25 protein-coding genes and 1 riboswitch are annotated in these 25,596 nt (G+C 49.3%); of the genes, 11 read left to right on the top strand and 14 right to left on the bottom strand.

The window, feature by feature from the left end; genetic code table 11:
• Window positions 1–70: 70 nt before the first annotated feature.
• Together B5M13_RS26500 and B5M13_RS26495 are read right to left on the bottom strand one after the other, a co-directional pair.
• Entirely contained in the window at window positions 71–454 is a 384-nt protein-coding gene (locus B5M13_RS26500; protein WP_080058538.1) for a DUF3037 domain-containing protein, read from the bottom strand.
• Complete coding sequence (locus tag B5M13_RS26495) at window positions 432–1,232, bottom strand: HipA family kinase (protein WP_080058537.1); 801 nt, start codon at window positions 1,230–1,232, stop codon at window positions 432–434. The genes B5M13_RS26500 and B5M13_RS26495 overlap by 23 nt, the downstream gene beginning before the upstream one ends.
• 221 nt (window positions 1,233–1,453) lie before the next feature.
• Here B5M13_RS26495 and B5M13_RS26490 point away from each other — a divergent pair, with 221 nt between their 5' ends.
• From B5M13_RS26490 to B5M13_RS26470, 4 genes are all read left to right on the top strand, one after another.
• A complete protein-coding gene (locus B5M13_RS26490) occupies window positions 1,454–3,391 on the top strand; it encodes a histidinol-phosphatase (RefSeq protein ID WP_080058536.1) in 1,938 nt (645 codons plus the stop codon).
• Between the two features lie 400 nt (window positions 3,392–3,791).
• Window positions 3,792–4,838, top strand: coding sequence for a serine hydrolase domain-containing protein (locus tag B5M13_RS26480; RefSeq protein ID WP_245859507.1), 1,047 nt, complete (start codon window positions 3,792–3,794; stop codon window positions 4,836–4,838).
• Window positions 4,839–4,878: 40 nt separating this feature from the next.
• A complete protein-coding gene (locus B5M13_RS26475; protein WP_080058534.1) occupies window positions 4,879–5,442 on the top strand; it encodes a Crp/Fnr family transcriptional regulator in 564 nt (187 codons plus the stop codon).
• A gap of 232 nt (window positions 5,443–5,674) precedes the next feature.
• Window positions 5,675–6,796, top strand: coding sequence for an SDR family oxidoreductase (locus B5M13_RS26470; RefSeq protein WP_080058533.1), 1,122 nt, complete (start codon window positions 5,675–5,677; stop codon window positions 6,794–6,796).
• A gap of 65 nt (window positions 6,797–6,861) precedes the next feature.
• Here the strand turns inward: B5M13_RS26470 and B5M13_RS26465 are convergent, their stop codons facing one another.
• Window positions 6,862–9,138 (bottom strand): S9 family peptidase, encoded by a 2,277-nt coding sequence (locus tag B5M13_RS26465; RefSeq protein WP_080058532.1) that lies wholly within the window; start codon window positions 9,136–9,138, stop codon window positions 6,862–6,864.
• A gap of 111 nt (window positions 9,139–9,249) precedes the next feature.
• Complete coding sequence (locus tag B5M13_RS26460) at window positions 9,250–9,597, bottom strand: winged helix-turn-helix transcriptional regulator (protein WP_080058531.1); 348 nt, start codon at window positions 9,595–9,597, stop codon at window positions 9,250–9,252.
• A 91-nt stretch (window positions 9,598–9,688) separates the two neighbouring features.
• Between B5M13_RS26460 and B5M13_RS26455 the strand changes: the two genes are divergently transcribed.
• Window positions 9,689–10,261 carry a hypothetical protein gene (locus B5M13_RS26455; RefSeq protein ID WP_080058530.1) on the top strand — a complete coding sequence of 191 codons (573 nt, stop codon included), beginning with the start codon at window positions 9,689–9,691 and terminating at the stop codon, window positions 10,259–10,261.
• On the opposite strand, the gene B5M13_RS26450 is transcribed toward B5M13_RS26455, so the two are convergent.
• The 3 genes from B5M13_RS26450 to B5M13_RS26440 form a co-directional block, all read right to left on the bottom strand.
• Window positions 10,227–10,907 (bottom strand): cupin domain-containing protein, encoded by a 681-nt coding sequence (locus B5M13_RS26450; protein ID WP_080058529.1) that lies wholly within the window; start codon window positions 10,905–10,907, stop codon window positions 10,227–10,229. The genes B5M13_RS26455 and B5M13_RS26450 overlap by 35 nt on opposite strands.
• A gap of 74 nt (window positions 10,908–10,981) precedes the next feature.
• A complete protein-coding gene (locus tag B5M13_RS26445; protein ID WP_245859506.1) occupies window positions 10,982–11,803 on the bottom strand; it encodes a helix-turn-helix domain-containing protein in 822 nt (273 codons plus the stop codon).
• Between the two features lie 136 nt (window positions 11,804–11,939).
• Window positions 11,940–12,593, bottom strand: coding sequence for a hypothetical protein (locus tag B5M13_RS26440; RefSeq protein WP_080058528.1), 654 nt, complete (start codon window positions 12,591–12,593; stop codon window positions 11,940–11,942).
• A 224-nt stretch (window positions 12,594–12,817) separates the two neighbouring features.
• On the opposite strand from B5M13_RS26440, the gene B5M13_RS26435 reads away from it, so the two are divergent.
• Together B5M13_RS26435 and B5M13_RS26430 are read left to right on the top strand one after the other, a co-directional pair.
• The gene (locus B5M13_RS26435) at window positions 12,818–14,797 is read left to right on the top strand and encodes a histidine kinase (protein WP_080058527.1); all 1,980 of its coding nucleotides are present in this window, start codon (window positions 12,818–12,820) and stop codon (window positions 14,795–14,797) included.
• Between the two features lie 63 nt (window positions 14,798–14,860).
• Window positions 14,861–15,601, top strand: a complete 741-nt coding sequence (locus tag B5M13_RS26430; RefSeq protein WP_245859505.1) for a LytR/AlgR family response regulator transcription factor — start codon at window positions 14,861–14,863, stop codon at window positions 15,599–15,601.
• Between the two features lie 2 nt (window positions 15,602–15,603).
• On the opposite strand, the gene B5M13_RS26425 is transcribed toward B5M13_RS26430, so the two are convergent.
• From B5M13_RS26425 to thiM, 6 genes are all read right to left on the bottom strand, one after another.
• Window positions 15,604–15,843, bottom strand: coding sequence for an amidohydrolase family protein (locus B5M13_RS26425; RefSeq protein WP_170061197.1), 240 nt, complete (start codon window positions 15,841–15,843; stop codon window positions 15,604–15,606).
• Window positions 15,833–16,294 carry an amidohydrolase family protein gene (locus tag B5M13_RS26420; RefSeq protein WP_080058524.1) on the bottom strand — a complete coding sequence of 154 codons (462 nt, stop codon included), beginning with the start codon at window positions 16,292–16,294 and terminating at the stop codon, window positions 15,833–15,835. The genes B5M13_RS26425 and B5M13_RS26420 overlap by 11 nt, the downstream gene beginning before the upstream one ends.
• A gap of 348 nt (window positions 16,295–16,642) precedes the next feature.
• The gene (tenA, locus tag B5M13_RS26415) at window positions 16,643–17,293 is read right to left on the bottom strand and encodes a thiaminase II (RefSeq protein ID WP_080058523.1); all 651 of its coding nucleotides are present in this window, start codon (window positions 17,291–17,293) and stop codon (window positions 16,643–16,645) included.
• Between the two features lie 88 nt (window positions 17,294–17,381).
• Window positions 17,382–18,188: a bifunctional hydroxymethylpyrimidine kinase/phosphomethylpyrimidine kinase gene (thiD, locus tag B5M13_RS26410; RefSeq protein ID WP_080058522.1), complete on the bottom strand. Its 807-nt coding sequence runs from the start codon at window positions 18,186–18,188 to the stop codon at window positions 17,382–17,384.
• A 58-nt stretch (window positions 18,189–18,246) separates the two neighbouring features.
• On the bottom strand, window positions 18,247–18,876 hold the full coding sequence (gene thiE, locus B5M13_RS26405; RefSeq protein WP_080058521.1) for a thiamine phosphate synthase: 630 nt from the start codon (window positions 18,874–18,876) through the stop codon (window positions 18,247–18,249).
• Window positions 18,873–19,679 (bottom strand): hydroxyethylthiazole kinase, encoded by an 807-nt coding sequence (thiM, locus tag B5M13_RS26400; protein WP_080058520.1) that lies wholly within the window; start codon window positions 19,677–19,679, stop codon window positions 18,873–18,875. Before thiM ends, thiE begins: the two co-directional genes overlap by 4 nt.
• Before the next feature lie 48 nt (window positions 19,680–19,727).
• A riboswitch (TPP riboswitch) is annotated at window positions 19,728–19,829 on the bottom strand.
• 110 nt (window positions 19,830–19,939) lie between these two features.
• Between thiM and B5M13_RS26395 the strand changes: the two genes are divergently transcribed.
• Entirely contained in the window at window positions 19,940–21,241 is a 1,302-nt protein-coding gene (locus tag B5M13_RS26395) for an alpha/beta hydrolase family protein (RefSeq protein WP_080058519.1), read from the top strand.
• 51 nt (window positions 21,242–21,292) lie between these two features.
• On the top strand, window positions 21,293–21,835 hold the full coding sequence (locus B5M13_RS26390; RefSeq protein WP_080058518.1) for a GNAT family N-acetyltransferase: 543 nt from the start codon (window positions 21,293–21,295) through the stop codon (window positions 21,833–21,835).
• Window positions 21,836–21,850: 15 nt separating this feature from the next.
• Here B5M13_RS26390 and B5M13_RS26385 read toward each other — a convergent pair whose 3' ends face one another.
• Window positions 21,851–22,408: a hypothetical protein gene (locus B5M13_RS26385; RefSeq protein ID WP_080058517.1), complete on the bottom strand. Its 558-nt coding sequence runs from the start codon at window positions 22,406–22,408 to the stop codon at window positions 21,851–21,853.
• Between the two features lie 235 nt (window positions 22,409–22,643).
• On the opposite strand from B5M13_RS26385, the gene B5M13_RS26380 reads away from it, so the two are divergent.
• Together B5M13_RS26380 and B5M13_RS26375 are read left to right on the top strand one after the other, a co-directional pair.
• The gene (locus tag B5M13_RS26380) at window positions 22,644–24,674 is read left to right on the top strand and encodes a beta-L-arabinofuranosidase domain-containing protein (protein ID WP_080058516.1); all 2,031 of its coding nucleotides are present in this window, start codon (window positions 22,644–22,646) and stop codon (window positions 24,672–24,674) included.
• Window positions 24,675–24,728: 54 nt separating this feature from the next.
• On the top strand, window positions 24,729–25,574 hold the full coding sequence (locus B5M13_RS26375) for a sugar phosphate isomerase/epimerase family protein (protein WP_080060090.1): 846 nt from the start codon (window positions 24,729–24,731) through the stop codon (window positions 25,572–25,574).
• Window positions 25,575–25,596 lie beyond the last annotated feature (22 nt).

The following is a 25,596-nucleotide window of genomic DNA, read 5'->3' as shown; positions in this document are numbered from 1 at the left end:
TTTACAGGATGAATAGGGATCGACTATGTGAATATGTCGGCAAAACCCTGTAAATCTTGTCGAAAAGAAATCATAGCACCAGTTGCTCGAACAGGTTGTCCAGCGTTTCGGCTGCGTTGGTACAAAGGCCCGGATGTACGGGCGAAGTTTGCACAACCGTACTGCGGGTAGCCGTCAGCCAGCGAAACCGTTCGGCAATGGCTAGTTTTCCTATTGGCCCCCCGTCCGCTTTTCCTGCGCAGATTCGTTCAAAAGCCCCAAGTCGTCCGATTAGTTCGTCCAGGTCCAGTTTAGCAGAAAATGCTTTAAGACGGGCTTCGTTGAGCGCGAATCGCGTCTGTAAAAAGCCCTGAGCCCGGCAGTAGACAATAACACCGACATTCAGAAACTCTTGCCGCTCAACGCAGGGCACCACCCGGATAACGGCGTACTCAAACAAGTGTATTTCTGGCATTCTTCGCTTCGTTGACAAATAGTTCGGATGAGGCTAGTCGGTCCTCTAAAAAACGGGCATACACCTGCCGCTGGTCGGAGGGGAAGTCCGTTGAGCCATTGTTCATCAACCAGTCGTCGGGTATGAGCGATACAATGGCTTGGATATGGTCTGGGGTTAGTAACTGCCGGAATTCGGCATCTACGGCATCCAGTTCTGTTGCCTGGGGCAGCAATACGTGGTCTTTGATCTGGGTAAACGGTCGTCGGCTTTGCTCTGGCCAGGTAGGGCCGGTATGATGCACGTAGAGTGAAGCCCCATGATCGATCAGCCACAACTCCTTATGCCACATGAGCATGTTCGTATTACGGGCCGTCCGGTCCACATTCATCACGAATGCATCGAGCCAGACAATCTGCGAAGCCAGCCGGGGCGATAGGTCGTTCAGGATCGGGTCGAAGGTAATGGCGCCCGACAGATAATGAAGGCCCAGATTTAGCCCTTCACTGGCACGTAGCAAATCCTGAATTTCTTCGTCGGGTTCGCTGCGTCCAAAGGCCACATCCAGATTGATAAAGACGATTTCAGGCACACGAAAACCCAGTAATCGTGCGATCTCACCGGCCACTAATTCGGCAATCAATGCTTTGGTGCCCTGACCCGCTCCGCGAAACTTCAGCACATACAAAAAATTGTCATCGGCTTCGACAATGGCCGGTAGCGAACCGCCTTCACGCAGTGGCGTAACATAGCGTGTGACGTTGACCGTTCGGAGTTCAGGTTGAGTAGTGCGCACCATGAGTGTTTGGGCAAGTTGTAGACGTTCCAAAAGGATCACACTTTTTGGAAAGTCAGGCATCGTCTATTGTTCCGAAATTTAGAGCAAAAAACTGAAAAATCGGGATTGGGTAGGCTCGTTGGGATAGTCGCTTTACAGCTTTAACAGGTAGATAACATACGCATAGCATCAGGCAATCTGCTTGTAGCTACCTTTACCGCTGACATTTTCGAGTTGTCGATATGAACAAGAGCTTCTATTGGATTACCTTATGCGCTGTTCTGCTTTCATCACTTACCCAGGCTCAGCATTGGTACAAAGGCAATTTGCACACGCATTCGTTGTGGAGCGATGGCGATGATTATCCCGAGATGATTATGGACTGGTACAAAGCCAATGGGTATCAGTTCGTTGGTTTGTCTGACCATAACGTGATTCAGGACGTCGAGAAGTGGGTGAATGTGCCGCATCAGCAGGACCGACGTCGAACGTTCGACCGTTATCTGCGCCAGTTCGGGCCGGATTGGGTCGTGTATAAGAAAGGAGGAAACGACTCGCTCCGGGTGCGGCTGAAAAAGCTGGACGAATACCGAAATTACTTCGAGGAGCCGGGTAAGTTCATGATTATCAAAAGCGAAGAAGTATCGACGGGGTACCAGGGTAAGCCTATTCACATGAATATTACCAACGTGAAAAACCTCGTTCGTCCGCTTCCCGGCAATAGTGTGGCCGAGGTGATGCAGAATAACATTGATATGGTGGTCGCCCAGCGTCGGCAAACGGGCCAGCCCATGTTTCCACACATCAACCATCCGAACTTTTACTACGCCATTAAGGCCGAAGATTTGATGCAGCTACGCTACGAGCGTTTTTTTGAGGTGTTCAATGGGCACCATCTGGTGAATAACTATGGCGATAGTACCCACGAAGGCACCGAATCGATGTGGGATAAAATCAACCTCCATTTTGTGCAGCAGGGCCGTCCGCTGATGTATGGGCTTGGTACCGACGATAGCCACAATTACTACTTTTTTGGGCCATCGTTCAGCAATTCAGGTCGGGGTTGGGTAATGGTCGATGCGCCAGAATTAACCCCCAAAGCGATTGTTGAAGCGATGGAAGCCGGACGGTTCTACGCCAGTTCGGGCGTTACGTTGAAGCAACTGCCTCAGGTGGGCAGTTCACTGGTTGTACGCGTCAGCCCGGAGAAAGACGTAACTTATCGTATTCAGTTTTTCGGCATCCGAAAAGGAAGCCAGCAAGCTGAACTGCTTAAGGAAGTGACCGATTCGGCGGCAGCATACGCGCTGACGGATGATCTTGTACTGCTCCGGGCCAAGGTCATTTCCAGCAAACCAAAGTATAATCCCTTTATGCCCGGTGATGTCGAAACGGCCTGGACGCAACCCATTGCGTCGAAACTGATTCCACAATCAACGGCGGGTGTTACGCCGTTGCTCAACGCTCACGCACACAACGATTATGAACAATCGCGGCCATTGTGGGATGCGCTCGAAAATGGGTTTACCAGCGTCGAAGCCGATGTTCATTTGATCGATGATACTTTGTATGTAACGCATGATCGGCCATCGTTTAAAAACGCTGCGACAACCCTCGAAAATCTGTATCTGAAACCATTAGCAGAACGAATCCGTCAGCATAACGGGCGGGTGTTTCCAGGCTATAAGGGCCCATTTTACCTGATGATCGACGCGAAAACCGGAGCCGATAGTACGTATCAGGCACTCGCTAAACTCCTTCAACGCTATCGCTCATTAATCGCTTCAGGTGGTAAAAATCCGGCGGGGCCGGTTACCATCGTCTTGTCGGGAAATCGACCTATGTCGGCGGTGGCGAAGACAAAAGATCATCTGATAACGCTCGATGGTCGACCATCCGATTTGGGCAAAGGCTTTTCAAAAACGGTTATGCCGATCATTAGCGATTCGTATCCCAATCAGCTTGGCTGGCGCGGACAAGGCGACATGCCAGCGACTGAGTTTCAGAAACTTCGCCAATTGGTTGACCGAGTGCACCAGGAAGGAAAGAAACTCCGTCTTTGGGCCAGTCCCGAAGATCCGGCGGTCTGGGCTAGGCTGCGTGAAGCGGGAGTTGATTTCCTAAGCACCGATCAGCAGGAACTGGTGCGGGATTTTCTGAATAAAGGTAAGGCTAAATGAGTTTTTGGGATTTAAAAGACTTTCAAGTAAACCGCAAGGACGCGAAGACGCAAAGAATATGGTTAAAATTAGCTAAATGAAAGACATCAGATCATTTTTGTCATCCCGACGCAGGAGGGATCTCAAATATCTTTAACCTTGAAATCCCTCCTGCGTCGGGATGACAAAAAATGAATAACTAAACTAGTGAAGATTGAGTGCCATATTCTTTGCGCCCTCGCGTCCTTGCTGTTTATTTAAATATGCGACGAAGACATCTTGTACAATTGCGTATTTTGGCCCAACTCCGTAAATTGGAAGCAATAACCGAAACTGCTTAATCCTCTTGTTGATCCATCGGTTCCATTTCGTATCCTTCTTGCTGGCTAGCCTATTATCCAATTTCGCTGCCATCGCTCAAATGCGTTCGTCTGCCAAAATCAACGACGAATTAACCAACTTCTTCGCCCAAATCCCTGATTTTAGTGGCGTTGTGCTGGTTGCCGACAAAGGGAAACCCGTGTATGAAAAAGCCTTCGGCTATCGGGATTTTGAGACGAAGTCGCCCATGACGATGGGCGCGATTTTTGAACTGGCTTCCGTCTCAAAGCAGTTTACGGCCATGACGATCCTGATGCTGAAGCAGGAACGTAAACTAGATTATGATGACCTGATCGACAAATACATTCCGGGTTTGCCCTATCAAGGTATTACCATTCGGCATCTGCTCAATCACACATCGGGACTGCCCGATTATCAGGATGTGATGGATAAGCATTGGGATAAGCGTAAAGTGGCCGGTAATGCTGATAACATAGCCTATCTGATCAAATACCACCCAGCTAAGTCGTTTGAGCCGGGAGCGAAATACGAATACAGCAATACGGGCTACATGCTCCTGGCGAGTATTGCCGAGAAAGTATCGGGGCAGGATTTTATTCAGTTTTGTCGGACGCGCATCTTCAAGGCCGTAGGCATGACGCATACGGCTATTCGCACGCGTGACGAGAAACTTAAACTGCCTGAAATGGCCTGGGGACACATGTATGTGCCCGAAAAGAAACGGTATGTTCGGGCCGATTCGTTTCCTGAATTTAATTATGCCATCTGGCTCGGCAATCGCAAAGGGCCGGGTCGTATCAGTTCAACGGCCGAGGATTTACTCAAATGGGATCGGACGTTGTATACCAACAAACTGGTGAGTCAGCAAACGCTTGCTGAGGCTTTTAAACCCGCAAAACTCACTAACGGCACATTATCACAGTATGGATTTGGCTGGGAACTGACGCAGAATGATAAACTGGGAAAGGTAGTACAGCATAGTGGCGATAACCCTGGCTACAAAACGGAAATCATCCGTTTTACCGACGCCGACAAAACCATCATTGTCCTCTGCAACAATGCTCATGAGAAAATGCCGGAGGTGCTCAAAACTCTTGAACAAGTAGTTGCCGGCCAGGCAAAGTGAGCCTTTTTGACGTAGTCAGGATTAAAACAGATAAATAACCTTGATCTGGTTACTCAATCAAATCAGTCAGTTTGCTCCTATTAGTTTAGAGGGGCAGATGGCCCTGGCAAGTGTGTTGGTCAGAAAAGAAGTGCCTAAAGGGTATGTGCTTCTGGAGCATGGACAACTATGCAGGCATCTGTATATTCTGGAGAAAGGGTTTGCCCGAGGCTACTACAGGCAGGAGGGTCGGGATATAAGCCTCTGGTTCGCTTTCGAAGGAGATATGTTGGCCTCACTTTACTCGTTTGTGTCGCACAAGCCCAGCTATACGACAATTGAAATGCTGGAAGACAGTATCATTACCGGCATCAGTTACGATCAGTTAAACGAACTCTACCGAAACTATCCAGAGTTTAATCTGATTGGGCGCCTGATGACCGAAAAGTACTTCATTGAACTGGAAGAACGTACCCTGTCGTTTCAGTTTCAATCCGCTGCGGAACGGTACCATCAATTAATCGAAAAGCATCCCCAACTCCTCCAAAAAGCTTCGCTGGGGCACATTGCTTCTTTTCTGGGTATTTCGCAGGAGACCCTAAGCCGAATTCGGGCAAAAAAATGACGATCACGTTCCGATTTTGACTTTTGTCAAAAAAACTCTGAAGGCCGATGCTGAACTTTGCCTTGTTATCAGCTTCTGTTGAGGCCGAACCAATGTGACGTATACATCCCCTGGTTATCTTGTTTTTAAGGGCGTCGATGAGCTGATCGCCAACTAAGCTGTATCTATTTCGAAACCATGCTTGATTGTTTGACCCTGATTACAGGGCCAAACCATACCTCTTATTATCCAAATGAAACCAGTCAACAACTTCATCTTAACCGGATCAACGGGTGTTTTAGGATCGCACATTGTTTACGAACTGATGGTACGCATCCACCAAAGTGGCTATGTCGGTAAACTAATCCTGCTGATACGCAGTAAACGTACTAAGTCGGTGCAGGAACGGTTTGACGAGTTACTTAACCCCGATCTGATGCCCGAGTATATGAACCAACTGGATATTGATCGGCTAAAAACAGACCATATTGATCTGATCAGCTACGACATCAGTAACGCTACCGATTTAACGCAATACCTGACTACCAAAACGGAAAAATATCACCTGATTCATTGTGCCGCTTCGGTTAATCTGGGCACTACACCCAGTGCGTGTGAAGAGATCAAAAGGACAAATTATTACGGAACCATCCAGCTAATTAATCAGCTACAGCCCTATATTATCAAAGTTAGCTACGTCAGCACCGCTTTTGCGTTCAGACCACAGTTTCTGAAAGAGCAGAACCTGGCCAGCTACCGGAATCACTACGAATCGTTTAAGGCTAAAATCGAGGAGGATATCCCTAACTTATGTGAACAGTATGGGCTGGACTGGCAGATACTTCGGCCGAGTATTATTGCTGGTCGATTGATGGATGCGCCGTACCACGTCATCTATCGGTTTTTGGTCTTCTATCTGTTTGGTGCCTTTTTTTACCGCGCCAAGGAGATGTATGGCCACATGAATATTCGGATTGCGTTGAATCCTAAGGCCGGATTGAATATGGTGCCTGTCGATTATGCGGCCAAGGTAATTGTACGGGCTTTGTCTACAGAAATTAACGATTTGAACATCGTTCACAGTCGGTATGTCCCCAATACCTTTGCCGTGCCGACAATGCTGGAAGCGGCTGGGTGGACCAATTATGCGTTCGTTACCGAAATTCCGACCGATCAGAACGAAATTGAAAAGCTGTATTATCGTACTGCCGGTGCGCAACTCAGCCAGTACCTCCTGGCCGATGATTACACGTTCGATATGCAGATTCTTCGGGAACTGATGCACGATGTGGAAGAACCGAATCTGGAGGAAAATTTCACCGCCCTTTGCCGCTATGCTGCCGACCAAAAGTTTAAGCACATGATGGCCTATTGACCAACTGATTTCAGCCTGAGATACTGGCAGAGACCTTTCTCGCTTTACGTTTGAGTAATGATCAATTATGGCTTGGGGATCGTGATGTTGGGTTGCCAGTTCCATTCGGGCGGCTCTACGCCCAGCAGGTGTTTTACGAAGAAATCACGTCGTTTGTGTTCACCATAGTCACCACCCAGTGAATGGCCCATACCCGGAACCATCAGGAAATCGAAATTTTTGTTGGCTTTGATTAGCGCATTGATGAACTGATAGGTCGAAGAGGGATCGACGTTGTCGTCCAGCTCGCCCAGAATCAATAAAAGCTTACCCTTCAGGTTTTTAGCGTGGGTTGTGTTGGAGGATTCGGTATACTGTTCGCCTATCGGATAGCCCATCCATTGCTCATTCCACCATAGTTTATCCATCCGGTTATCGTGACAGCCCGACGACGAAACGGCCACTTTATAAAAGTCTGGATAGTGGAGCAATGCCGCTGCCGAGCTTTGGCCTCCTGCCGAATTGCCCCAGATACCCACCCGGCTCAGATCCATATACGGGTATTTCTGGGTAGCTGCTTTCATCCAGGCGATCCGGTCAGGGAAGCCGCTGTCTTTCAGGTTTTTCCAGCATACGTCGTGGAAGGCTTTCGAGCGGTTGGCAGTACCCATACCATCACATTGCACCACGATAAAGCCCAGCTCAGCCATTTCGTGCAGGGAGCCCCGCGAATCGGTCACGAAACTTTTGGGTACAAATGAGTCGTGTGGTCCAGCATAAATGTACTCGATAACGGGATAGGTTTTCTTCGGGTCGAAATTGGACGGACGCACAATAATACCCCAAATATCCGTTTTCCCATCCCGACCTTTGGCCGTGAACACTTCCGGGAGTTTCCAACCCGTAGCCAGGAGTGGCTGAATATCGCCCTTTTCCAATTCCATCGCCACTTTGCCCGTTGCCGTTTGTCTAAGGACGGTAGTGGGTGGTTCGTCGACGCGGGAATAGCTATCGACCATATACTGATAATCGTCGGAGAAGATCAGTCGATGATTCCCGTTTTCGTGCGTTAAGGCCGTCAGACCCGTTCCGTCGAAATTGACCCGGTAGAGTTGGATGAAATAAGGGTCCTGGCTGGCTTCCCGACCGCTCCCTTCGAATAAAATAGTTCGTTTGGCTTCGTCAACATGAACCACCCGACGCACGACCCATTCACCTTTGGTAATCTGGGCCTTTACTTTTCCATTACCATCGTACAGATAGAGGTGGTTCCAGCCGTCGCGTTCCGATGCCCAGATGATTTCCTTACCATCCGCCACATCGTAGCGGTAATTTTTTCCGCTGTAATGAATAAAGGTCTTACTCGTTTCGTCGATCAGAGGTCGCACATTACCCGCACTATTCATCTCGAAAACGGTATACCGCTGATGGCCCCGCTGGTTGTATTCGAACGTAAACGCCCGGCTGTCGTTCCGCCAGTGAGGCATCGTGATGGTATATTGGTCTGGAATGACCGAAGCGGGTATGGGTATCTGCCGTTTCGTGTCGATTAGAAACAGGGTAGGAAACCGCTGAGGAAGGGCATCACCCGGTTTCAGATACTGACGCGACTGAAGCTTGGGTTGTAGCTGGTCGGTTGGCGATGACTCGATCAGGTAAATCAGATGCGGAGTATTGGGACGAACCTTATTGACCACCAGCTTTTTAGAGTCGGGCGACCAGGCCATGTAGGTGGAATAAAACTCGCCTTCCGATCCATCATAACTTAACGCAACTTCTTCGGTAGGCCGACGGCTTGGACGAATGTACACATTGTAATTTTTAATAAATGCTTCATAGGTACCATCGGGCGACGGAACGGGTTTTCCTTCCCGTTCATTGACCTGATTACCCCAATACCCATTGGCTGGTGGACTAATCACCCCGTTTAGTCGACATTGGTAAGTATCGAACGGGCAGGTGAACAAGGAGTCTTTAATGCGAAACGAAACCTCAGTTGGTTGCAGCGTAATATCGGAGAAGGGCAATTGATAAGGTAGAACCGGACGCCCTGTCAATTGACTCAGCGACGTAGCCAGCCGTTGCTGGTCGAAAGCAGATTCTTTTGCCGCTCTGTCGGCATCGACCTTGATAAATTCCTTGCCATTGGCTGTCGTTTTGAGGTACCAGAACGAATGCGCTTTGGGCAACCACTGAATTTGGCCAGGGGCATCGTACACCTTGTTTTGAAACGTACCGTTCAGCATTTCGGCCCGTTGGTAGTCGGCTAATGTTCCCTGTGTTCGACCTGCAAAAGGCAGAAGTAAGGCAATTAAGCAAACAAATACGTGTCGATAGGACGAAGCAACCAGAGAAAGAGGCATAGCGTTTGGCAGAGAACGTTCGGTTCCTAAAGATAAGGCATGGGAGTGCAATAAACGAAGGTTGTTGAGCAAGCCTGACCAACGTCTATAGCCTATATCGAAGGCTTTGCCTTATAGCTGGCTTTCAGCCTCCATCGCCTTCAATCCCCAGTCCTGCATGACATAAATCACGGGCATCAGCGACTCGCCGTAGCCGGTCAGTTTGTACTCGACACGGGGTGGAATTTCCGGGTAAATCGTTCGTTCGATAATACCGTCATCTTCCAGTTCGCGCAATTGGTTGACCAGCATTTGTTTGCTGATGGTGGGAATGGCGCGTTGCAACTTACTGAACCGATTACAGTTTTTGCTGATGCCGTACAGAATCAGCACTTTCCACTGACCGCCAATTCGGTTCAGGCAGTGCGTAACCGGGCAGTTGTGCGGATTAAAATCCTTGTTTTTGCGCGAATTAGCCATTAGTCTAGAAAGATGTACTAGCGAGTGTAAAATAGACTACTTGTCTCTTTTACACTAAGATAACAGCTTTGTGGATTCAACTACAGAAACAATGACAATCGAGCAAATTAAAGAAGCGATAGCGAGCGGTGAATGGGTTAGTATTACGCCCGAAGTGCGCCCAAGTCTTTCGCGCAACGAAGATGGAAGTGCCAAACCATTTTACCTGTCCCGACGCTTTACGTACCAGACCGACGATACGTTTACCTTGGAGATCATCAATTTTGCCGATGCCTACGGGAAAGTGCCGTTAGCCAACCTCTTCCTCAAAGGGCATGTGCTTTGGCAGGGTGAACATCCGATAGTTGCCGGTGCCCAGAAAGTAGACTTTGTTGCCGATGAAGCGTATGACGTAACACCATTACATCCGGGTTTTGTGGGTATTCTGAATCAGTTTGCCAGCACAGGGTTCAAGGCATGGGAAGTCAACGGTACGCAAAGCATTTTAGGCAAAGCGTTTGCACCGTTTGGCCTGACTGGAGGACAAATCTTTAAGGAATACGATTTGATGTATGTCCTGAATAACATGCTGTTTTGGGGAGCGAGGCACGTTGATGGGCGCGGCTTCGACACCCAAGAAAACCGGCCCACTAATTTGCAGATTCCGATGGTACGGCCACAGTGATTGGTGGGGATGGTTTCGGGTAATAAGCTGGGTTTGCATATTGATAACCCGCGATTTTGGCGATGGGTAACGCTAAGAATTTAAGCGTCTTCACGACAATTGGTGGTGGCCCTTCTTTAAGATACGAATCGAAATCGTTGCCCCACACGGCTAGTTGTAGCAAAAAACGGAGTGAGGAAAAGATAGAAGGATCGGTGTTCATTAGGCCATATAGTTGCGTTAGTACAAATACAAACTCGGCTGGTGCATCGCCCGTGGCGGTTGCTATTGAATCGGTTTCATTGAAGAATTTATGATACGTCCCGTGTGGCACCGTAAACGACTCACCTGCCCGAAGTCGTTTGATTTTACCATCGACCAATAGGGATAATGTCCCGCTGGAAACGGAAAATGGCTCGTCGAAGCCTGTGTGTACGTGTTCAGCAGGGCCTGCTGCGTGAGGTTTCACGTTGCCCTGGATCTGAACCCGCCCATTTGCGTACCCCAAAATAATCTCCTCGTTGCCTTGTATGGCATTGCCAAATCGGCTGTTGGGTATAAATACCTGAGCAAAATCAGGCCGATTGGTTGGAAGAAACTGACAGATAATCGCCACAACCAGATAACCGACTAGTGTATAGCCTAAAAAATGTAGAGACGTTTTCATTCACTCAGCATGGTTGATTTCGGAGCGAACTAAACCAATATCCGTCGGGTGCTGGCTGTAAAAAAACGACATTCCTAAAAGCGGTTGCCCCAGTCGGGCGAAGCCATGTCCTGGGCCAGAAGCATTGAAGGAGGCACTTCGGCAAATTGCCGGAAATCGCGCATCAGGTGTGAGTAGTCGAAATAACCACAGGCATAAGCCACGTCGTGCCAGTCGAGTTGGGGTTGTTGTTGTTTCAACTTAAAGGTACGATCAAACCGGGCAATACGGGCGTAAAACTTCGGGCTCATGCCCATCCGTTCCTGGAATTTCCGTTCCAACTGCCTCGGACTCAAACAAGCCTGATCGGCCAACCAATCGAGCGAAAGCGGCAGATGCGTGTCTTTTAGTGCCAGAATAACCTTGTCGATGGGTAAAACTTCGGGGCGAAGTTGAGCCAGTTTCTTCAGCAGATACGCTTCGATGAGGCCGATCATTCGGCCATAATCCGTTTCTTCCCGCAATTGCTCGTTGAGGTCTTTCATACCTGCATCGGTCAGGTATTCGGCGTTCATTTCCTCATTTTGAAATGAACTGATGGGTATTTTACCTAACAACTGATACAGAAAACCGGGCTGAAAACAGACCTGAATAATCAGATGATCGTCGCCAAACTGGATATTGATGCGAGAGGTCTGCTGGCCTACAAAAATGCTGGCGGCTGATGTACGACTTTCGGCGGTGCTATTGGTGATTGCTTTGACCGAACTGCGCGGATAAAAAAAGAGTGACTGGTCGGCGTCGGGCGGAATGGGCTTGATGCGTTGGTGTACAGGAACCTCATGCATTTGTACATGAAGCAACAAATAATGCCGCACATACGGGCGCAAGGCAGGGTGAGGTGGTATGCGCGGCATGAAAACCATAACCAAATCAGCAAGTAGCTTTTGTAAAGGTAAGTAATCTATAGTGAGTTTGTTAAGAGGTATTAACGTGTGGTTTACAACTGAACTCCTTCCTGAAACTTATTCGACTTGCGCTCTGTAGGGTTATTTACCCAAAACAAACCTGCCACAATTGCTCAACGAGTGGCTGCCCAGCCAGAAACAGACCCATTAGCGGCAGAAACAGACCCAGAAAGACACCCAACGACATTAAATACGGCTTGTATACTTTCCGGTGAAAGCGTTCATACAGCAATAAGCCGCCAATTATGAGCAGGTGCGGTACTCCTGGCGGAAATGGGATTTGTGGGAGTCGACCCAATGCCGGACCAATAAACGGCAGAATGGTCATGACCATAAATCGGGCATGGTAGGCTGGATTGTGTCGGTACGCAATAGCCAGCGCGTAAAACGCAATAAACTGGCTCACATCGAGAATATTGACCAGAAAAATGCCCAGGTGTTTCTGGTGTAACTGCCCCGACCGGGCTACCATTATCAGTAGAATAACCATCACGGGCACAAAACCATAGGTAGCCTTCCCCAATAAACGGTGCAGAGCTACCTGCTTCCGAACAATTAAAATCGGCTGGATAATCAATAATGAAAGCCAGATGAGTACCGTGACGGCATGAATATGAATAAGACCATGAATGCCCACAAACTGCGGAAACAACCCGAAATAGGTTTTGTAAAAAGCAATAAACACAAGGAGCAAAACGGCCCCAAACAGGTAACTGACGTTTCGGTAGGCTTTTTCCATGATGATCGAAAAAATTAGGTTCGACCGAAACTACAGACACGCCCTACTCCATTTCCACCTTTTCAATGCCAGCAGCCGAAACCAGCCTGCCAATGGCGGTTCTTTTTAGCGTAATGCTTCCCTCAAAAATCCGGTCGTTCAGCCGCTTCTGTCTACCATTCGCAAAGAAGCTCAAGGATTTACGTCGCTTTCTGTGGATATTCGAACAAGAATAATCAAACACGATGCGGTGGATTCTCTGCCTTTTTCTGGCCTTGGCTCGCCTGGCTCTATTGGCCCAAACGGTGCCGCCGGTTGAGGTAGGTAAGTTACCACCACCCCGAAACATTGGGCCGTTTACGGAATTTTTTGAAGATACTTCTGGCGATACGTTACCCCTTTCGGTTATTCAGCAGCAACGGTTTCGGCCCTTTGCCCAAAAACGCAACGAACGCACTACCAACGCCGAACAACCTTTGCTGGTAACCTGGCTCCGCTTTCGGATTCAGAACACCCACCCGACCGATACCGTCCGACTCTTTTACGACTGCTGGCAGGGACTTTACATCAATGCGTATGAAAACAACCGCCAACTGGCGCGTGTGGGCGTAGGTGTTGTTCGGCCTAAAGGCTCGCCCAATACGTCGGCAGTCCTGCTCCGAATTCCGCCGGGGCAGACCTATACCTATTACGTGCAATCCATTAGCCGGGTAATGAGTGTGCTCCCCATTGTATCGCTGCTGTATACACCCGAAGCTATTTACAGGACGACCCTCGAAAACGCCTATCTCGAATCGCCTTTGCTGGTTTATCTGTCGTTGTTAGCGGGTAGTTTGCTGTTTATGAGCCTGTTTGCGTTTTATTCGTACTGGCTAAACCGCGATAGGGCGTTTCTGTACTATGGTCTTTATACGTTAATGGGGTTCTATCTGACGGTTCAGCATGTCGATGACCGATTTGGGCTGGATATGCTCCAGTTACCCCGCTTTTCACTGGCATTACTCTTTGTCTTCTACGCCTTTTTTATGAATCAATTGTTGGCCATCCGGTCGCAGCAGCCGCGTATTTGGCCGTGGGTGAAAGCGTTTTGGGGACTGGTTATTGTTGAGATTGTCTGGACAGGGCTTGAAGAATTTACGGGAAGCTTATTTCTTAGCAACAACTTCTTATACCGATTTAAACTGCTGCCAGCATGGTTGCTGCTACTGGTACTTACCCTGGCCTTAGTTCGCAGTCAGGTTCCGATAAAAAAGTATTTGTTGGTTGGTGTAGCTACGTTGGCTGTATTGGCTTTCTTACCGCAGTTTCTGAACCCGTTTGTGCCGAACCTACCCCCACGAATCGAAATTTTTGTGAACAACCCCGGCTTTTGGAGCCTGACCGGGCTGGCTATCGAATCGCTCTGTTTTGCAATGGCGCTGGCTTATCGGAGTCGATTGGTCGAGCTGGAAAACACCTCGCTACACACGCATTATACGCAGGAACTTGAAAAACAACTGACTGAACGAACGTCCGAAATGCAGATGCAGAGTCAACGGCTGGAAGAGCAGCGCATCCGGCAACTCGAACTGAGTTTTGAACAGAAACTGGGCGAAACTGAAATGACGGCACTTCGGGCGCAGATGAACCCGCATTTTATATTCAACTGCCTGAATTCGATCAAGCTCTACGCCACCGAAAACAATGCCGCCAAAGCTTCCGACTACCTGACTAAATTCAGTCGGTTGATTCGGCTTGTACTCGAAAACTCCCGCTCCGAACGGGTAACGCTCCGCAACGAACTCGATGCGTTACAGCTTTATCTGGAGATGGAAGCCATGCGGTTTAAAACCAAACTTCGCTTCGCGATTGAAGTAGCCGAATCGATTGATACCGAGTTTGTCGACATACCGCCCCTACTACTTCAGCCGTTTGTCGAAAACGCCATCTGGCATGGATTGATGCACAAACTGGAAGGCGGCAGTGTACAGGTTCGGGTAGAACAACCGACCGACAATCGGTTGCGGGTAACAATCACGGACGATGGCATTGGCCGGGCAAAGGCCGCCGAGCTAAAAAGTAAATCGGCCATGCCCCAAAAGTCGTTTGGTATGAACGTAACCAGCGAGCGAATTGCCCTGATCAACCAGCTTTATAAAACCCAAACTCATATTCAGCTCACCGACCTTGTCGACTCCGAAGGCCACCCTGCCGGAACCGAAGTGGTCGTGGAGATCCCTATTTAATTTTGAATGATTGAATAGCTGATTTAGACCTTATTCAATCATTCTACCAGTCAATCATTGATTATGTTGAAAGCGATTCTTATTGACGATGAACCTGATTGTGTGCGGCTGCTGGCGCACGAACTGGGAGCGTATTGTCCACATATTCAAGTGATTGGTCAAACGACGAGCAGCGAAGATGGTCTACGGTTGATTCAGATTCTACAACCCGACGTGGTATTCCTGGATATTGAAATGCCCCGAATGAATGGGTTTCAGTTGCTGGAGAAGCTTGGCTCCATTTCGTTCAGCCTGATTTTTGTAACAGCTTATAACGAGTTTGCGGTCAAAGCGTTCCGGTTTTCGGCGCTCGACTATTTATTGAAACCCATCGATTCGCAGGATTTGCAGGAGGCTGTTCGGAAAGCCGAACGCCAGCAACGGGTTGATGTTCGCCAAATCGACCAGCTTCGACACCAGTTACAGTCGCACCGGGTCAGCGATAAAATTGCCGTTCCTTACCAACAGGGCGTTATTTTTTTGCCTGTTGGTGAGGTTCTCTACTGCGAGTCTGATAGTAATTACACCAAAGTTATTGCTACCCAGAACCGATCTTATCTGCTTACACGAACGCTTCGTGAGGTACAGGAGGTGCTGGAAGAACGCAACTTTTTGCGTGTACATCGGCAATACGTCGTCAACCTCGATCACATTAAACTATTTATGAAGGGCGAAGGCGCCTATCTGGTTATGACCAACGATGTAAGTATCCCCGTCGCCCGTAACCAGAAAGACAAATTGATACAGCGGTTTGGCTGGTTGTAGCACTAGTTAACGGTCAGTAAGCCTGCATCGTATACAACAACGCCATTCACCAGTGTCAGTATACTCTCCGTCTGAAATAGCTTAGGAACGGGGACTTTGAAAATATTCTGGGATAGTACCGCCAAATCAGCCACTTTACCAACGGTCAACGGCTCTTTTTGCGGCTCGGCAAACTCGGCATAGGCGGCTGTGCGCGTATAGGCGATAACGGCCTGCGTCATGCCTTTAAATTCAGCGACCATAATGTTCTCGTCGCGCAATGGGGCCATTTTTGCATAACTGGTGTGAGGCCAAGTAGGCGTTCTTTTCGCAGCCTTTGCCCGTTAGCGTTTTACCATTAGTCACTCGTTCGTAAAAACCACCTTTGGGATCAGGCTGGTCTTCGGCAATACCCATTTCGCGGAGCCCTAACGAATTATACAGCCCGACATGCCCCCACCACGAAAGCAGCCGAACCGGATGGTTGGGCGCAATTTTATCCAGCACAAATCGGGTGGCCTCCGGCGAATTGGCGATGGAGGGGCCAATAGTAGCCTCAATCCATTGGCTTTCGGGAGTGCGCCCTTCGACTTTTCTTAGTGAATCCTGCACGGTCTCCCACGAGGGGTCCATACCTGCCAACGAGATTCTTACCGACTTTAGTCCGCTGGGTAAATGATTGTGGGCTTTGTTGAATCCCGGTACGACGAGCATTCCGCCTAAATTGAGTCGTTTGGTTTGTCGGTTCGCCAGTTTCTCAATATCGACGGTACCCCCAGGCCAAGATACCTGAATACCTCATTTACGAAATCATGGACGGTAAGCCTATTCACTATAAGGGCTACCGGGATGTATTGGCAGGTACAAAAAAGGTCTCAGAACTTATGGGGTCGAGTACATTACAGGCGTTGGTGAGGAGCGTATTCTTTAAAGAAAAACATAGCAGCCGCTATCTTTTCTTTAAAGAACTAACTTGCAGGTTGGTAAATAGAATATTTCGCTCTGATTATGTATCTGATAATCATTTTTTTATTTATCGGTTTGTTAGATTGTTACTATGGATCATACCTGCCACCGGTTCTGCGTATAAGCATCGTTCCAGAAGTACCATTCCAGTTGGCTCGACATTCGGAAAGCGTCGCGCATTCGCATTTGTTCGGTCTCTCCAGCCTGTTCAGCTAAACGATCAGTTACCGCCAGCATTTGGTTGACGGATTCATCAAACGCTTCTCCAGCATAGGTATTGATCCAGGCTCGGTACGGATTTTCCTGAATGGCTTGTTGATAAATATGCGTTCCGACCTGCCGGTAAATCCAGAAACAGGGCAAAACAGCCGCTGCTCCGACGGCAACCGATTGAAGTGACGTAGTGGCTAGCACGTAATTCGTATAGGCAAAACAGGCTGGCATTTTTGACGAAGTCGGCTCGATACCATAGAGCGAAAAATAGGTTTCGTGCAACGCTCGCTCGACCAGGATGGCATTTTGTGCAAACTGAGTAAACTGCAATCCATCGTCCGTACTGACCGACCGAGCAGCCAGCAGATTGAGCGCACGGCTGAAATCGGCCAGATACAGGGCATCCTGCTGAATGTAGTACTGAAATAGAGCCGTGGGCAGACTGCCCGTCATCAGTTCATCCACAAAACCGTGTTTCAGAATCGATTCGTAAATAGGAGCAATGTCCTGCCAGAGTTGTTCGGTGAATTTCATGCTGAATGGAACGCGGATTCGTATGATCGGTTATGATTTACACAGATCTTAAAGATCATAAGAATCATAAAGATCTGTGTTCTATACCTTATTGCCAGAGGTTATAAAAATGATGAACAGGCCCATGTCCATGCCCTAACCGATAATCGGCCCCGGCTTGTAATGCTCCTGTCAGGTAGGCTTTAGCCATTGCAACGGCATCGGCAACCGATAGCCCTTTAGCCAAACCAGCCGCAATAGCCGACGAAAGCGTACAGCCCGTTCCGTGCGAGTTATTCGTTTGGATACGTGCTGTTGGAAACCAATGCTGTTCACTGGCCGAAACATAGAGTAAATCGGTGCTTTCGGCATCAACTAAATGACCACCTTTCACCAGAATAGCACCCGGGCAGAGCGTTGCCAGATCGACAGCCGCAGGCAACATGTCGGCTTTCGTCTCTACAGATCGGCCCAGTAATACGCTGGCTTCGGGTAGGTTTGGCGTAATGACCGATGCCATCGGTAACAGATACGTTCTTAATGCATCGACGGCTTCGTCCTGCAAGAGCTTATCGCCACTCTTGGCGACCATAACCGGGTCGAGCACAATGGTCGATACCCCAAACTCTCGAAGAGTAGTTGCCACCTGTTCGATAACATCGGGCGAATGCAACATTCCGATCTTTACCGCATCGGCGCCAATGTCGCTCAGTACAGCTTTCAACTGCTCAACAATAAAAGAAGGCTCTACCGGAAAAATGCCCGTAACGGCTTTGGTATTCTGAGCCGTCAGAGCGGTCAGGACCGACATGCCATAGCAGCCCAGCGCCGAAAACGTTTTCAGATCGGCCTGAATACCAGCCCCGCCACCACTATCGGAGCCTGCAATGGTCAATGTTCGAGTGTATGTGTTCATAAGTATAAAGAGTGAATGAGTGAAAGAGCGAAGTGGTTTGCGTCAGCATTACACTCTTTCACTCATTCACTCTTTCGCTCTTTACTAGTAATTCTCTGCTAGCTTCATACGGTGACGGCTGACCGCAAATGGCTGAAACGACGGCGGCACCCGTTACACCGGTTTGCATTATCTGCTGAATGTTTTGGGCGTTAATACCGCCAATTGCAACCGTTGGAATGCTCGTTTGACTGCATATGTTCTGAAGGCCCTCCAACCCTAATAAACTCGACGTATCCTGTTTGGTGCCCGTTGGAAAAACGGTAGCGATGCCCAGATAGTCCAGTTCGTCACTGTCAATGCCTTGTAATTCGGCCAAATTGTTAATCGACAACCCAATGATTTTTTCCGGCCCAATCAGCGACCGAACCATCGGATAGGGCATATCGTCCTGGCCTACATGAACGCCATCGGCATCGAGAGCCAGGGCTATATCGACCCGGTCGTTGATGATCAGGTGAGCACCGTAGGCCTGCGTGATTGCCTTAATTTCGGTACCAAGCGCTAGAAAAGCCCGTGTAGACAATTCCTTTTCTCGAAGCTGTACCCATCGAACGCCCGCCCGGCAAGCTGCTTCAACTACGAACGGAAGAGTATGACCTGCCCTTCGGGCTACGGTACTGTCCGTCACCAGATATAAGCGGTTCATGACAGAGTCAGGTTGAGGGTATCGGTAATGTTGGCTTCGGTCAGTTGATACAGTGTATCCAGGAAGTTGACCTGCAAGCTACCGGGGGCAGAATTCCGGGCTACGGCCAGCTCTCCGGCAATACCCATTACCGCCATGGCATGCGTAGCTGCCTGAACATAGTTGGTGTTCACAGCGGCAAACGCGCCAATTAAGGCTGTAGCTGTGCACCCCATGCCGGTCACTTTGGTCATCAACGGATGCCCGTTGGCCACTTTAGCGATTTGGTCGCCGTGAATGATGTAGTCGGTTTCGCCACTGATTACTACTACCGATCCCCACACCGAACTCAATCGTTTAGCCGCATCGACAGCTGCTTCCGAACCATACAAACTATCGACGCCTTTGGTTTGAGCGTTTAAACCAGCCAGTGCCATAATTTCGGAGGCATTGCCGCGAATGATATCTGGAGCCGCCAGCGTCAGTAACTCTTCACTAACCTGATTGCGAAACGAAGTAGCCCCAACGCCGACTGGATCAAAAACAATGGGCTTCCCCAGGGCTTTGGCCTGTTTCATGGCCCGTTTCATCCCAGCCACAAACGTGGCATCGAGTGTGCCAATATTAATGACCAGGGCACTTGAAATGGAAACGAATTCTTCGACTTCTTCGGGTGCATGAACCATCGCGGGCGAAGCCCCAAGCGCCAGCAGCGCGTTGGCCGTGTTGTTCATAACCACAAAGTTAGTAATGCTGTGAACCAGGGGAGCCTGTGCGCGAATGCGTTCGACATCGGTCCAGATTAGCGTTGCGAGTTGAGTCATGTTGCTGTTTATGAAATACGGATACAGCAACTTTAGAGGAGAGCAAACGAAGCTTCGTTAACTTTTCCCTACGGCAGTACGAACTGCATCAGGTAGTGAGGGTATTCTCTCAGTCCGAACCGATCCGGTCAGACACCCCTAAAGTTGTAGGACAAAGATAGTAGATAGTAACGTACCCGCTAATAAAAAACGAGCGACTTTCTCGGGTTTGGAAAGTTTGCAATAGATTTACTAAATCCTATTCCTATTTTCTGAAACCGATGAAATTAACCACTATTCGTTACCTGTTTTTCCTGTTCCTATCATTGACAACGGTGTCGCAGGTTATCGCCCAAACATCCAGCGATACGTTTGTCAATGGCGATCTGTTGCCCAATGCGCCAGAACTGGCGGCTCGTGGAAGCTATCCGGTTGGCGTACGAACGATAAAATTAATGCACAAGGATCAGGTCGATGTGTTGCATACAAAGGATGGAAAGCATCCGCTGTATGATCGGCCACTTACGCTCGAAATCTGGTATCCGGCCCGAACTCCTGACAACAAATCGGCTATTGTACAGTACGAATCGGTGCTGGGCCGATCGAATGACCCCAAACGACCCATCGTTCCGTTTACGTTTCCGGGTCGTGCCAGCCGTGATGCCGAACCCGACCGAAATGGAGGAGCGTACCCACTGGTTATTGTTTCACATGGCTATCCGGGGTCACGGTTGTTGCTGACCTATCTGACCGAAAATCTGGCCTCGAAAGGGTATGTTGTCGTTGCCATCGATCATACCGAATCTACCTACAGCGATTTGGCCGCTTTCCCGAGTACGCTGGTGAATCGCCCGCTCGACGATTTGTTTGTCCTGAACGAAATGGCGCGACTGAGCGCAAAAACCAGTAACAACTTTCTGGCGGGGTTGCTAAATGCTGACAATACGGCGCTGATTGGGTATTCGATGGGCGGTTATGGCGTGCTTAACACGACAGGGGCTGGTTTTAGTGCCGAAGCATTGAAGCTGTTTGGGCAAATGACCAATGGAAGCACCGCACTAGAGTCTCGCACCATGAACTCACCCGCTTATAAGCCTACGCTCGACTCGCGGATCAAGGCCGTAGTTGCGTTTGCTCCCTGGGGTATGGAGCGGGGTGTATGGGATGCAGCCGGATTAGCCGGGTTGACGTTACCAACACTGTTTATAGCGGGAAGCAAGGATGATATTTCCGGCTACGAAAAGGGCATCAAAGCTATTTACGATGGGGCCGTCAATGCTGACCGCTACTTGCTCACGTACGTGAATGCCCGACATAATGTAGCACCGAACCCGCCCCCAGCGGCAACGCTTCAGCCCGGTGTATCGCCTGAAGAATATGGTCATTATGCCGAGCCTGTCTGGAATGAGCATCGCATCAACAACATCAATCAGCATTTTGTAACCGCCTTTCTCGGTATTCACCTGAAGAAACAAGACTACGCCAATTACCTGAATCTTCCAGAAACAGATGCTATTGGGCCCTGGGCTGGCTTCAAACCACGTACTTCCATCGGCCTGGAAATGCGTCATACCAAACCGTAAATAGTGCCTCACCGCTTTGTCGGTGAGGCACTGTTCATCAACCACAATCGAATGGTTCAACTACATACCCAACGCCTTCTGCTTCGTCCCTGGCAATCTGCGGATGCGGAGCTGTTTGCGGCTATGAATGCCGACTCGGCCGTAATGGAACACTTTCCGGCTTGTCTGACCCGCGCTGAAAGTGATGCAATGATCGAACGCATAAGCAATCACATGACCACGAAAGGCTGGGGACTGTGGGCCCTTGAAGCGCCAACTCTTGCGCCGTTCATTGGTTTCTGTGGCTTATGGACCGTTTCGTTCGACGCTCCGTTTACACCTGCGGTTGAGATCGGTTGGCGACTGGCTCGTCCCTTTTGGGATAATGGATATGCGTTTGAGGCTGCACAGGCAGCTCTAGCGTTTGGCCTCGATACGCTTGGTTTACCCGAAATTGTATCATTCACCATTCCGGCCAATGTTCGTTCCTGGCGATTGATGGAACGTCTCGGCATGACACATAACCCCATCGACGATTTTGACCACCCACGACTGCCCGAGGGCCATCCTATGCGTCGGCATGTGTTGTATCGTAAACAACGTGCTAATCTGTGATCTCTCCAACCTGATTTACAGTAGGAACACCTGCGCCGATTGCAGATAACCCATAACGCCCCCTTGGCAGGAAATGGTGAAAAAGACCTGAGCGCCTTTGGTACCATTCCAGATTGCGGTTGCCACTCCAGTCGAAGAAGTGGTGGCAGAATAGGCCGTATTGATACCCCAGGGGCCGGAAAGTTGCATCGTTGTTTGATAGCCGGTAAAGTTGATCACAATAAGATATGAGCCAGCTTTAGGGGCTTTAAACCGCAAATAGCCGACCGTACCTTCCCACTGCCCCGGCGACGGGCCCGTTTGCCGGATTCCTTCCATAAATACCAGATTACTTTCGCAATCCCAGCGACCAGGTCGGTAAAAGTCCATAAAGCCTGCATCCTGATACGGATGTCGGGCCGTCAATTCCATGAGGGGTGGGTTGGTCTCCAGGCTAACTCGGCCTTTGGCTGTCAGATCGATAATCTGTCTGGCTAATTGCGCCCGGTTCAGACGCTTGAGCTTAGGGGTTTCAATGCTTTGATGCGCCTGTAATTGGTCAGACGTCACTGAAAACTGAGAGGGCTCTTCCATGTTTTGAAACGATTAAAGCGTTTTTTATTAACCTGTTCCTTAATGATTCTCATAGAAGCTTCTCAAATTCGTACCATCAAGATACAATCGACTGATCAGTTAGTATGCGAACTTGTTCGCGTACGGTAAGCGATACATCCGGGCTGGCCGGATTTGGGTTCTTCGTATGTGGCTGCGAATAGGGTAAAATAGCTGGCTTGCGGCTTTTTGGAAAGAGATTGCCATTCCTTTATCTATGAAAAAAATTAGTATTGCGCTGGCTGTTGGCCTACTTGGCTTGCCGACCACGTTCGTACAGGCGCAACAGAAAACGTCAGCTGGTAGTCGTTCTGCCCTGGCTTCGGCCCATTATCAGGATCTGCCAGTGGGCGCTATCCGCCCTGAAGGCTGGTTGCAGCAGCAACTGGTAATCATGAAAAATGGAGCCACTGGGCATCTGGACGAATATTATCCGAAAGTAAAAAACGACAACGGCTGGCTGGGGGGCAAAGGCGATGGCTGGGAAGAAACACCCTACTGGCTGGATGGTGCGTTGCCACTGGCCTATTTGCTCGACGATAAAGACTTGAAAGATAAAGTAGTAAAATACGTTAACTGGACACTCGATCATCAGCGCTCAAGCGGTTTTTTCGGGCCATTGACGAAGAAAGAACTGGAAGGTAAACCGATGGAGTCCTGCGCTGATGGGGCCGACTGGTGGCCACGGATGATTATGCTCAAGGTGCTGCAGCAGTATTACACCGCTACGAATGATGCGCGGGTGATTCCGTTCATGACCAGGTACTTTCGCTACCAGTTTGAAAACTTGAAAACCTGCCCGTTGAACAAATGGACAGAGTGGTCGGAGTCGCGGGGTGGCGATAACATCATGAGCGTCTACTGGCTATACGAGCGAACAGGCGACCGTTTTTTGCTTGACCTGGCCGACATTCTTTATAAACAAACCACTGACTGGACCAGTCTGCTGGGCGGACGAAACTGGGCCATCGGGGCAGCCGTAAACCAGACAGGCGAAAAATGGATGGATCGTCATGCCGTTAATGTCGGCATGGGACTGAAAATGCCCGCTGAATATTATCGCGGTAAAAAAGATGTTAACTACCTCAACGCCGTACGGACCGGGTTTCATGACTTGATGACCCTGCATGGGCTTCCACATGGTATGTTTTCGGGCGATGAAGACCTGCATGGCAACGAGCCTACCCAGGGCGTTGAACTCTGTGCGATTGTTGAAGCCATGTTCTCTCTCGAAGAAATCATCGGCATCACAGGAGAGCCTGCCTATATGGATGCGCTGGAGCGAATGACCTTCAACGCGCTGCCCACCCAAACGACCGACGATTATCGCTCACGGCAGTATTTTCAGATTGCCAATCAGGTACAGGTGTCGCGGGGGGTATTCGATTTTTCGTTGCCCTTCGGTCGGGGTATGAACAATGTATTTGGGCCCTACGCAGGCTATACGTGCTGTACCGCCAACATGCACCAGGGGTGGACAAAATTTGCGTCTCATCTCTGGTATGCCACACCCACCAAAGGCGTTGCTGCGCTGGAATATGCGCCCAATACATTGAAAACGAAAGTAGCAGGCGGCACTGACGTCACCATTCAGGAAGCAACCAATTACCCGTTCGATGACCAGATAACGTTTACGATCAGCTTACCCAAAACGACTACATTTCCTCTCGACTTACGCATTCCTGGCTGGTGTACCGAAGCGACGATTTCGTTGAATGGCCAACTGTTGCGTACGGATAAAGGCGGTCAGGTCGTTAGTCTGAATCGTGCCTGGAACAATGGAGATAAGTTGACGCTGAAACTGCCCATGTTGGTTCGGACCAGCAACTGGGCCAAAAACTCCCGTGCTATCGAACGTGGTCCTCTAGTCTATGCGCTGAAAGTAGAATCGACGGTAGCAGAAAAGACAGAGAAAACGGAGGGGACGTATTATGAGTACCAGCCGAAAAGTACCTGGAACTACGGGCTTCCGAAGGCGATACTTGACGATCCCGAAAAAAACACAACGGTGACCATCAAGCCAATGCCTGCTACTTTTGTCTGGAATGAAGCCAGTGCGCCTATCGAAATCAAAACCACGGGGCGTCAAATTCCGAACTGGAAACTGGTGGACGGAGTGGCCCGACAACCCGTTACCACCCGTGAGGGCATTTATCAGGGCGAGGTTGCCAATGAAGTAGAAACCCTGACGTTGATTCCTTATGGTTGTACCAAACTACGGGTAGTTGCGTTCCCAGTGGTGAAATAATGTTTGCTTACTTACCTGTATTAACCGAAACAATAACCAATGCTAATTCCCAAGATGACACGTACAACTTTGTTTTTGATTGCCCTGCTGGCTGGTTCATTCATCAGTCAGGCGCAACCTTTCGGTAAACTGGTTCCGAAAACACCCGGTATCGTTTCCTATACGTTACGAGAAAAACTTGGCAAGGATGTTCCCGGCACGCTGGACCTGATCAAGTCATGGGGAATTACCGACATTGAGTTTTCGGGCCTGTTTGGCAAAACCGCTCCTGAACTTCGTAAGTTGCTGGACGAGCGTGGGTTGCATTGCAGCAGCTACGGCGTGAGCTATGACGCTATCGATCATAAGCCAGACTCTATTCTGGCCAATGCCAAGGCGCTTGGTGTGAAATACATTCGTATCGGCTCCATCCCGCACAAAGGTCCGGCAACGCTCGAAATTATGGATAAAGCCATTGAAGTCTTCAACCGCTTTGGCAAACAGGCGCACGATAAAGGCTTTATGTTTTGCTACCATAACCATGGCTTTGAATTTCAGCCGTATGAGAACGGTACGCTGTTCGATTATTTGGTAACCAAAACCAATCCTGATCATGTAGGGTACGAAATGGATGTTACCTGGACATTTTTACCCGGTCAAGACCCGGCTAAGTTACTGGAAAAATACCCCAAACGGTTTCGGCTCATGCACCTGAAAGATGTGAAAAAAGGGGTCCCGCATAGCGATAAAGGTGGCATGACGGCCGAAGAGTGTGTAGTTATGGGAACTGGGCAAATTGACTGGCCAGCCGTATTGAAAGCCGCTCGCAAATCATCCGTCGATCACTTCTACATCGAAGATGAAAGCCGAATTCCTGAGCAGCAGGTGCCACAAAGTATGGCTTATCTGAAAAGCTTGTAAGCTTAACTACAATAAACGAGGA

Source organism: Spirosoma aerolatum, from assembly GCF_002056795.1.
Taxonomy (GTDB): domain Bacteria; phylum Bacteroidota; class Bacteroidia; order Cytophagales; family Spirosomataceae; genus Spirosoma; species Spirosoma aerolatum.
This window is presented reverse-complemented; position numbering and strand designations above follow the sequence as displayed.

Coding starts and splice junctions, on each gene's coding strand:
- B5M13_RS26500 (WP_080058538.1), bottom strand. CDS start 454: ATGCCAGAAATACACTTGTTTGAGTACGCCGTTATCCGGGTGGTGCCC.
- B5M13_RS26495 (WP_080058537.1), bottom strand. CDS start 1,232: ATGGTGCGCACTACTCAACCTGAACTCCGAACGGTCAACGTCACACGC.
- B5M13_RS26490 (WP_080058536.1), top strand. CDS start 1,454: ATGAACAAGAGCTTCTATTGGATTACCTTATGCGCTGTTCTGCTTTCA.
- B5M13_RS26480 (WP_245859507.1), top strand. CDS start 3,792: ATGCGTTCGTCTGCCAAAATCAACGACGAATTAACCAACTTCTTCGCC.
- B5M13_RS26470 (WP_080058533.1), top strand. CDS start 5,675: ATGAAACCAGTCAACAACTTCATCTTAACCGGATCAACGGGTGTTTTA.
- B5M13_RS26465 (WP_080058532.1), bottom strand. CDS start 9,138: ATGCCTCTTTCTCTGGTTGCTTCGTCCTATCGACACGTATTTGTTTGC.
- B5M13_RS26460 (WP_080058531.1), bottom strand. CDS start 9,597: ATGGCTAATTCGCGCAAAAACAAGGATTTTAATCCGCACAACTGCCCG.
- B5M13_RS26455 (WP_080058530.1), top strand. CDS start 9,689: ATGACAATCGAGCAAATTAAAGAAGCGATAGCGAGCGGTGAATGGGTT.
- B5M13_RS26450 (WP_080058529.1), bottom strand. CDS start 10,907: ATGAAAACGTCTCTACATTTTTTAGGCTATACACTAGTCGGTTATCTG.
- B5M13_RS26445 (WP_245859506.1), bottom strand. CDS start 11,803: ATGCCGCGCATACCACCTCACCCTGCCTTGCGCCCGTATGTGCGGCAT.
- B5M13_RS26440 (WP_080058528.1), bottom strand. CDS start 12,593: ATGGAAAAAGCCTACCGAAACGTCAGTTACCTGTTTGGGGCCGTTTTG.
- B5M13_RS26435 (WP_080058527.1), top strand. CDS start 12,818: ATGCGGTGGATTCTCTGCCTTTTTCTGGCCTTGGCTCGCCTGGCTCTA.
- B5M13_RS26430 (WP_245859505.1), top strand. CDS start 14,861: ATGTTGAAAGCGATTCTTATTGACGATGAACCTGATTGTGTGCGGCTG.
- B5M13_RS26425 (WP_170061197.1), bottom strand. CDS start 15,843: ATGGTCGCTGAATTTAAAGGCATGACGCAGGCCGTTATCGCCTATACG.
- B5M13_RS26420 (WP_080058524.1), bottom strand. CDS start 16,294: ATGCTCGTCGTACCGGGATTCAACAAAGCCCACAATCATTTACCCAGC.
- tenA (WP_080058523.1), bottom strand. CDS start 17,293: ATGAAATTCACCGAACAACTCTGGCAGGACATTGCTCCTATTTACGAA.
- thiD (WP_080058522.1), bottom strand. CDS start 18,188: ATGAACACATACACTCGAACATTGACCATTGCAGGCTCCGATAGTGGT.
- thiE (WP_080058521.1), bottom strand. CDS start 18,876: ATGAACCGCTTATATCTGGTGACGGACAGTACCGTAGCCCGAAGGGCA.
- thiM (WP_080058520.1), bottom strand. CDS start 19,679: ATGACTCAACTCGCAACGCTAATCTGGACCGATGTCGAACGCATTCGC.
- B5M13_RS26395 (WP_080058519.1), top strand. CDS start 19,940: ATGAAATTAACCACTATTCGTTACCTGTTTTTCCTGTTCCTATCATTG.
- B5M13_RS26390 (WP_080058518.1), top strand. CDS start 21,293: ATGGTTCAACTACATACCCAACGCCTTCTGCTTCGTCCCTGGCAATCT.
- B5M13_RS26385 (WP_080058517.1), bottom strand. CDS start 22,408: ATGGAAGAGCCCTCTCAGTTTTCAGTGACGTCTGACCAATTACAGGCG.
- B5M13_RS26380 (WP_080058516.1), top strand. CDS start 22,644: ATGAAAAAAATTAGTATTGCGCTGGCTGTTGGCCTACTTGGCTTGCCG.
- B5M13_RS26375 (WP_080060090.1), top strand. CDS start 24,729: ATGACACGTACAACTTTGTTTTTGATTGCCCTGCTGGCTGGTTCATTC.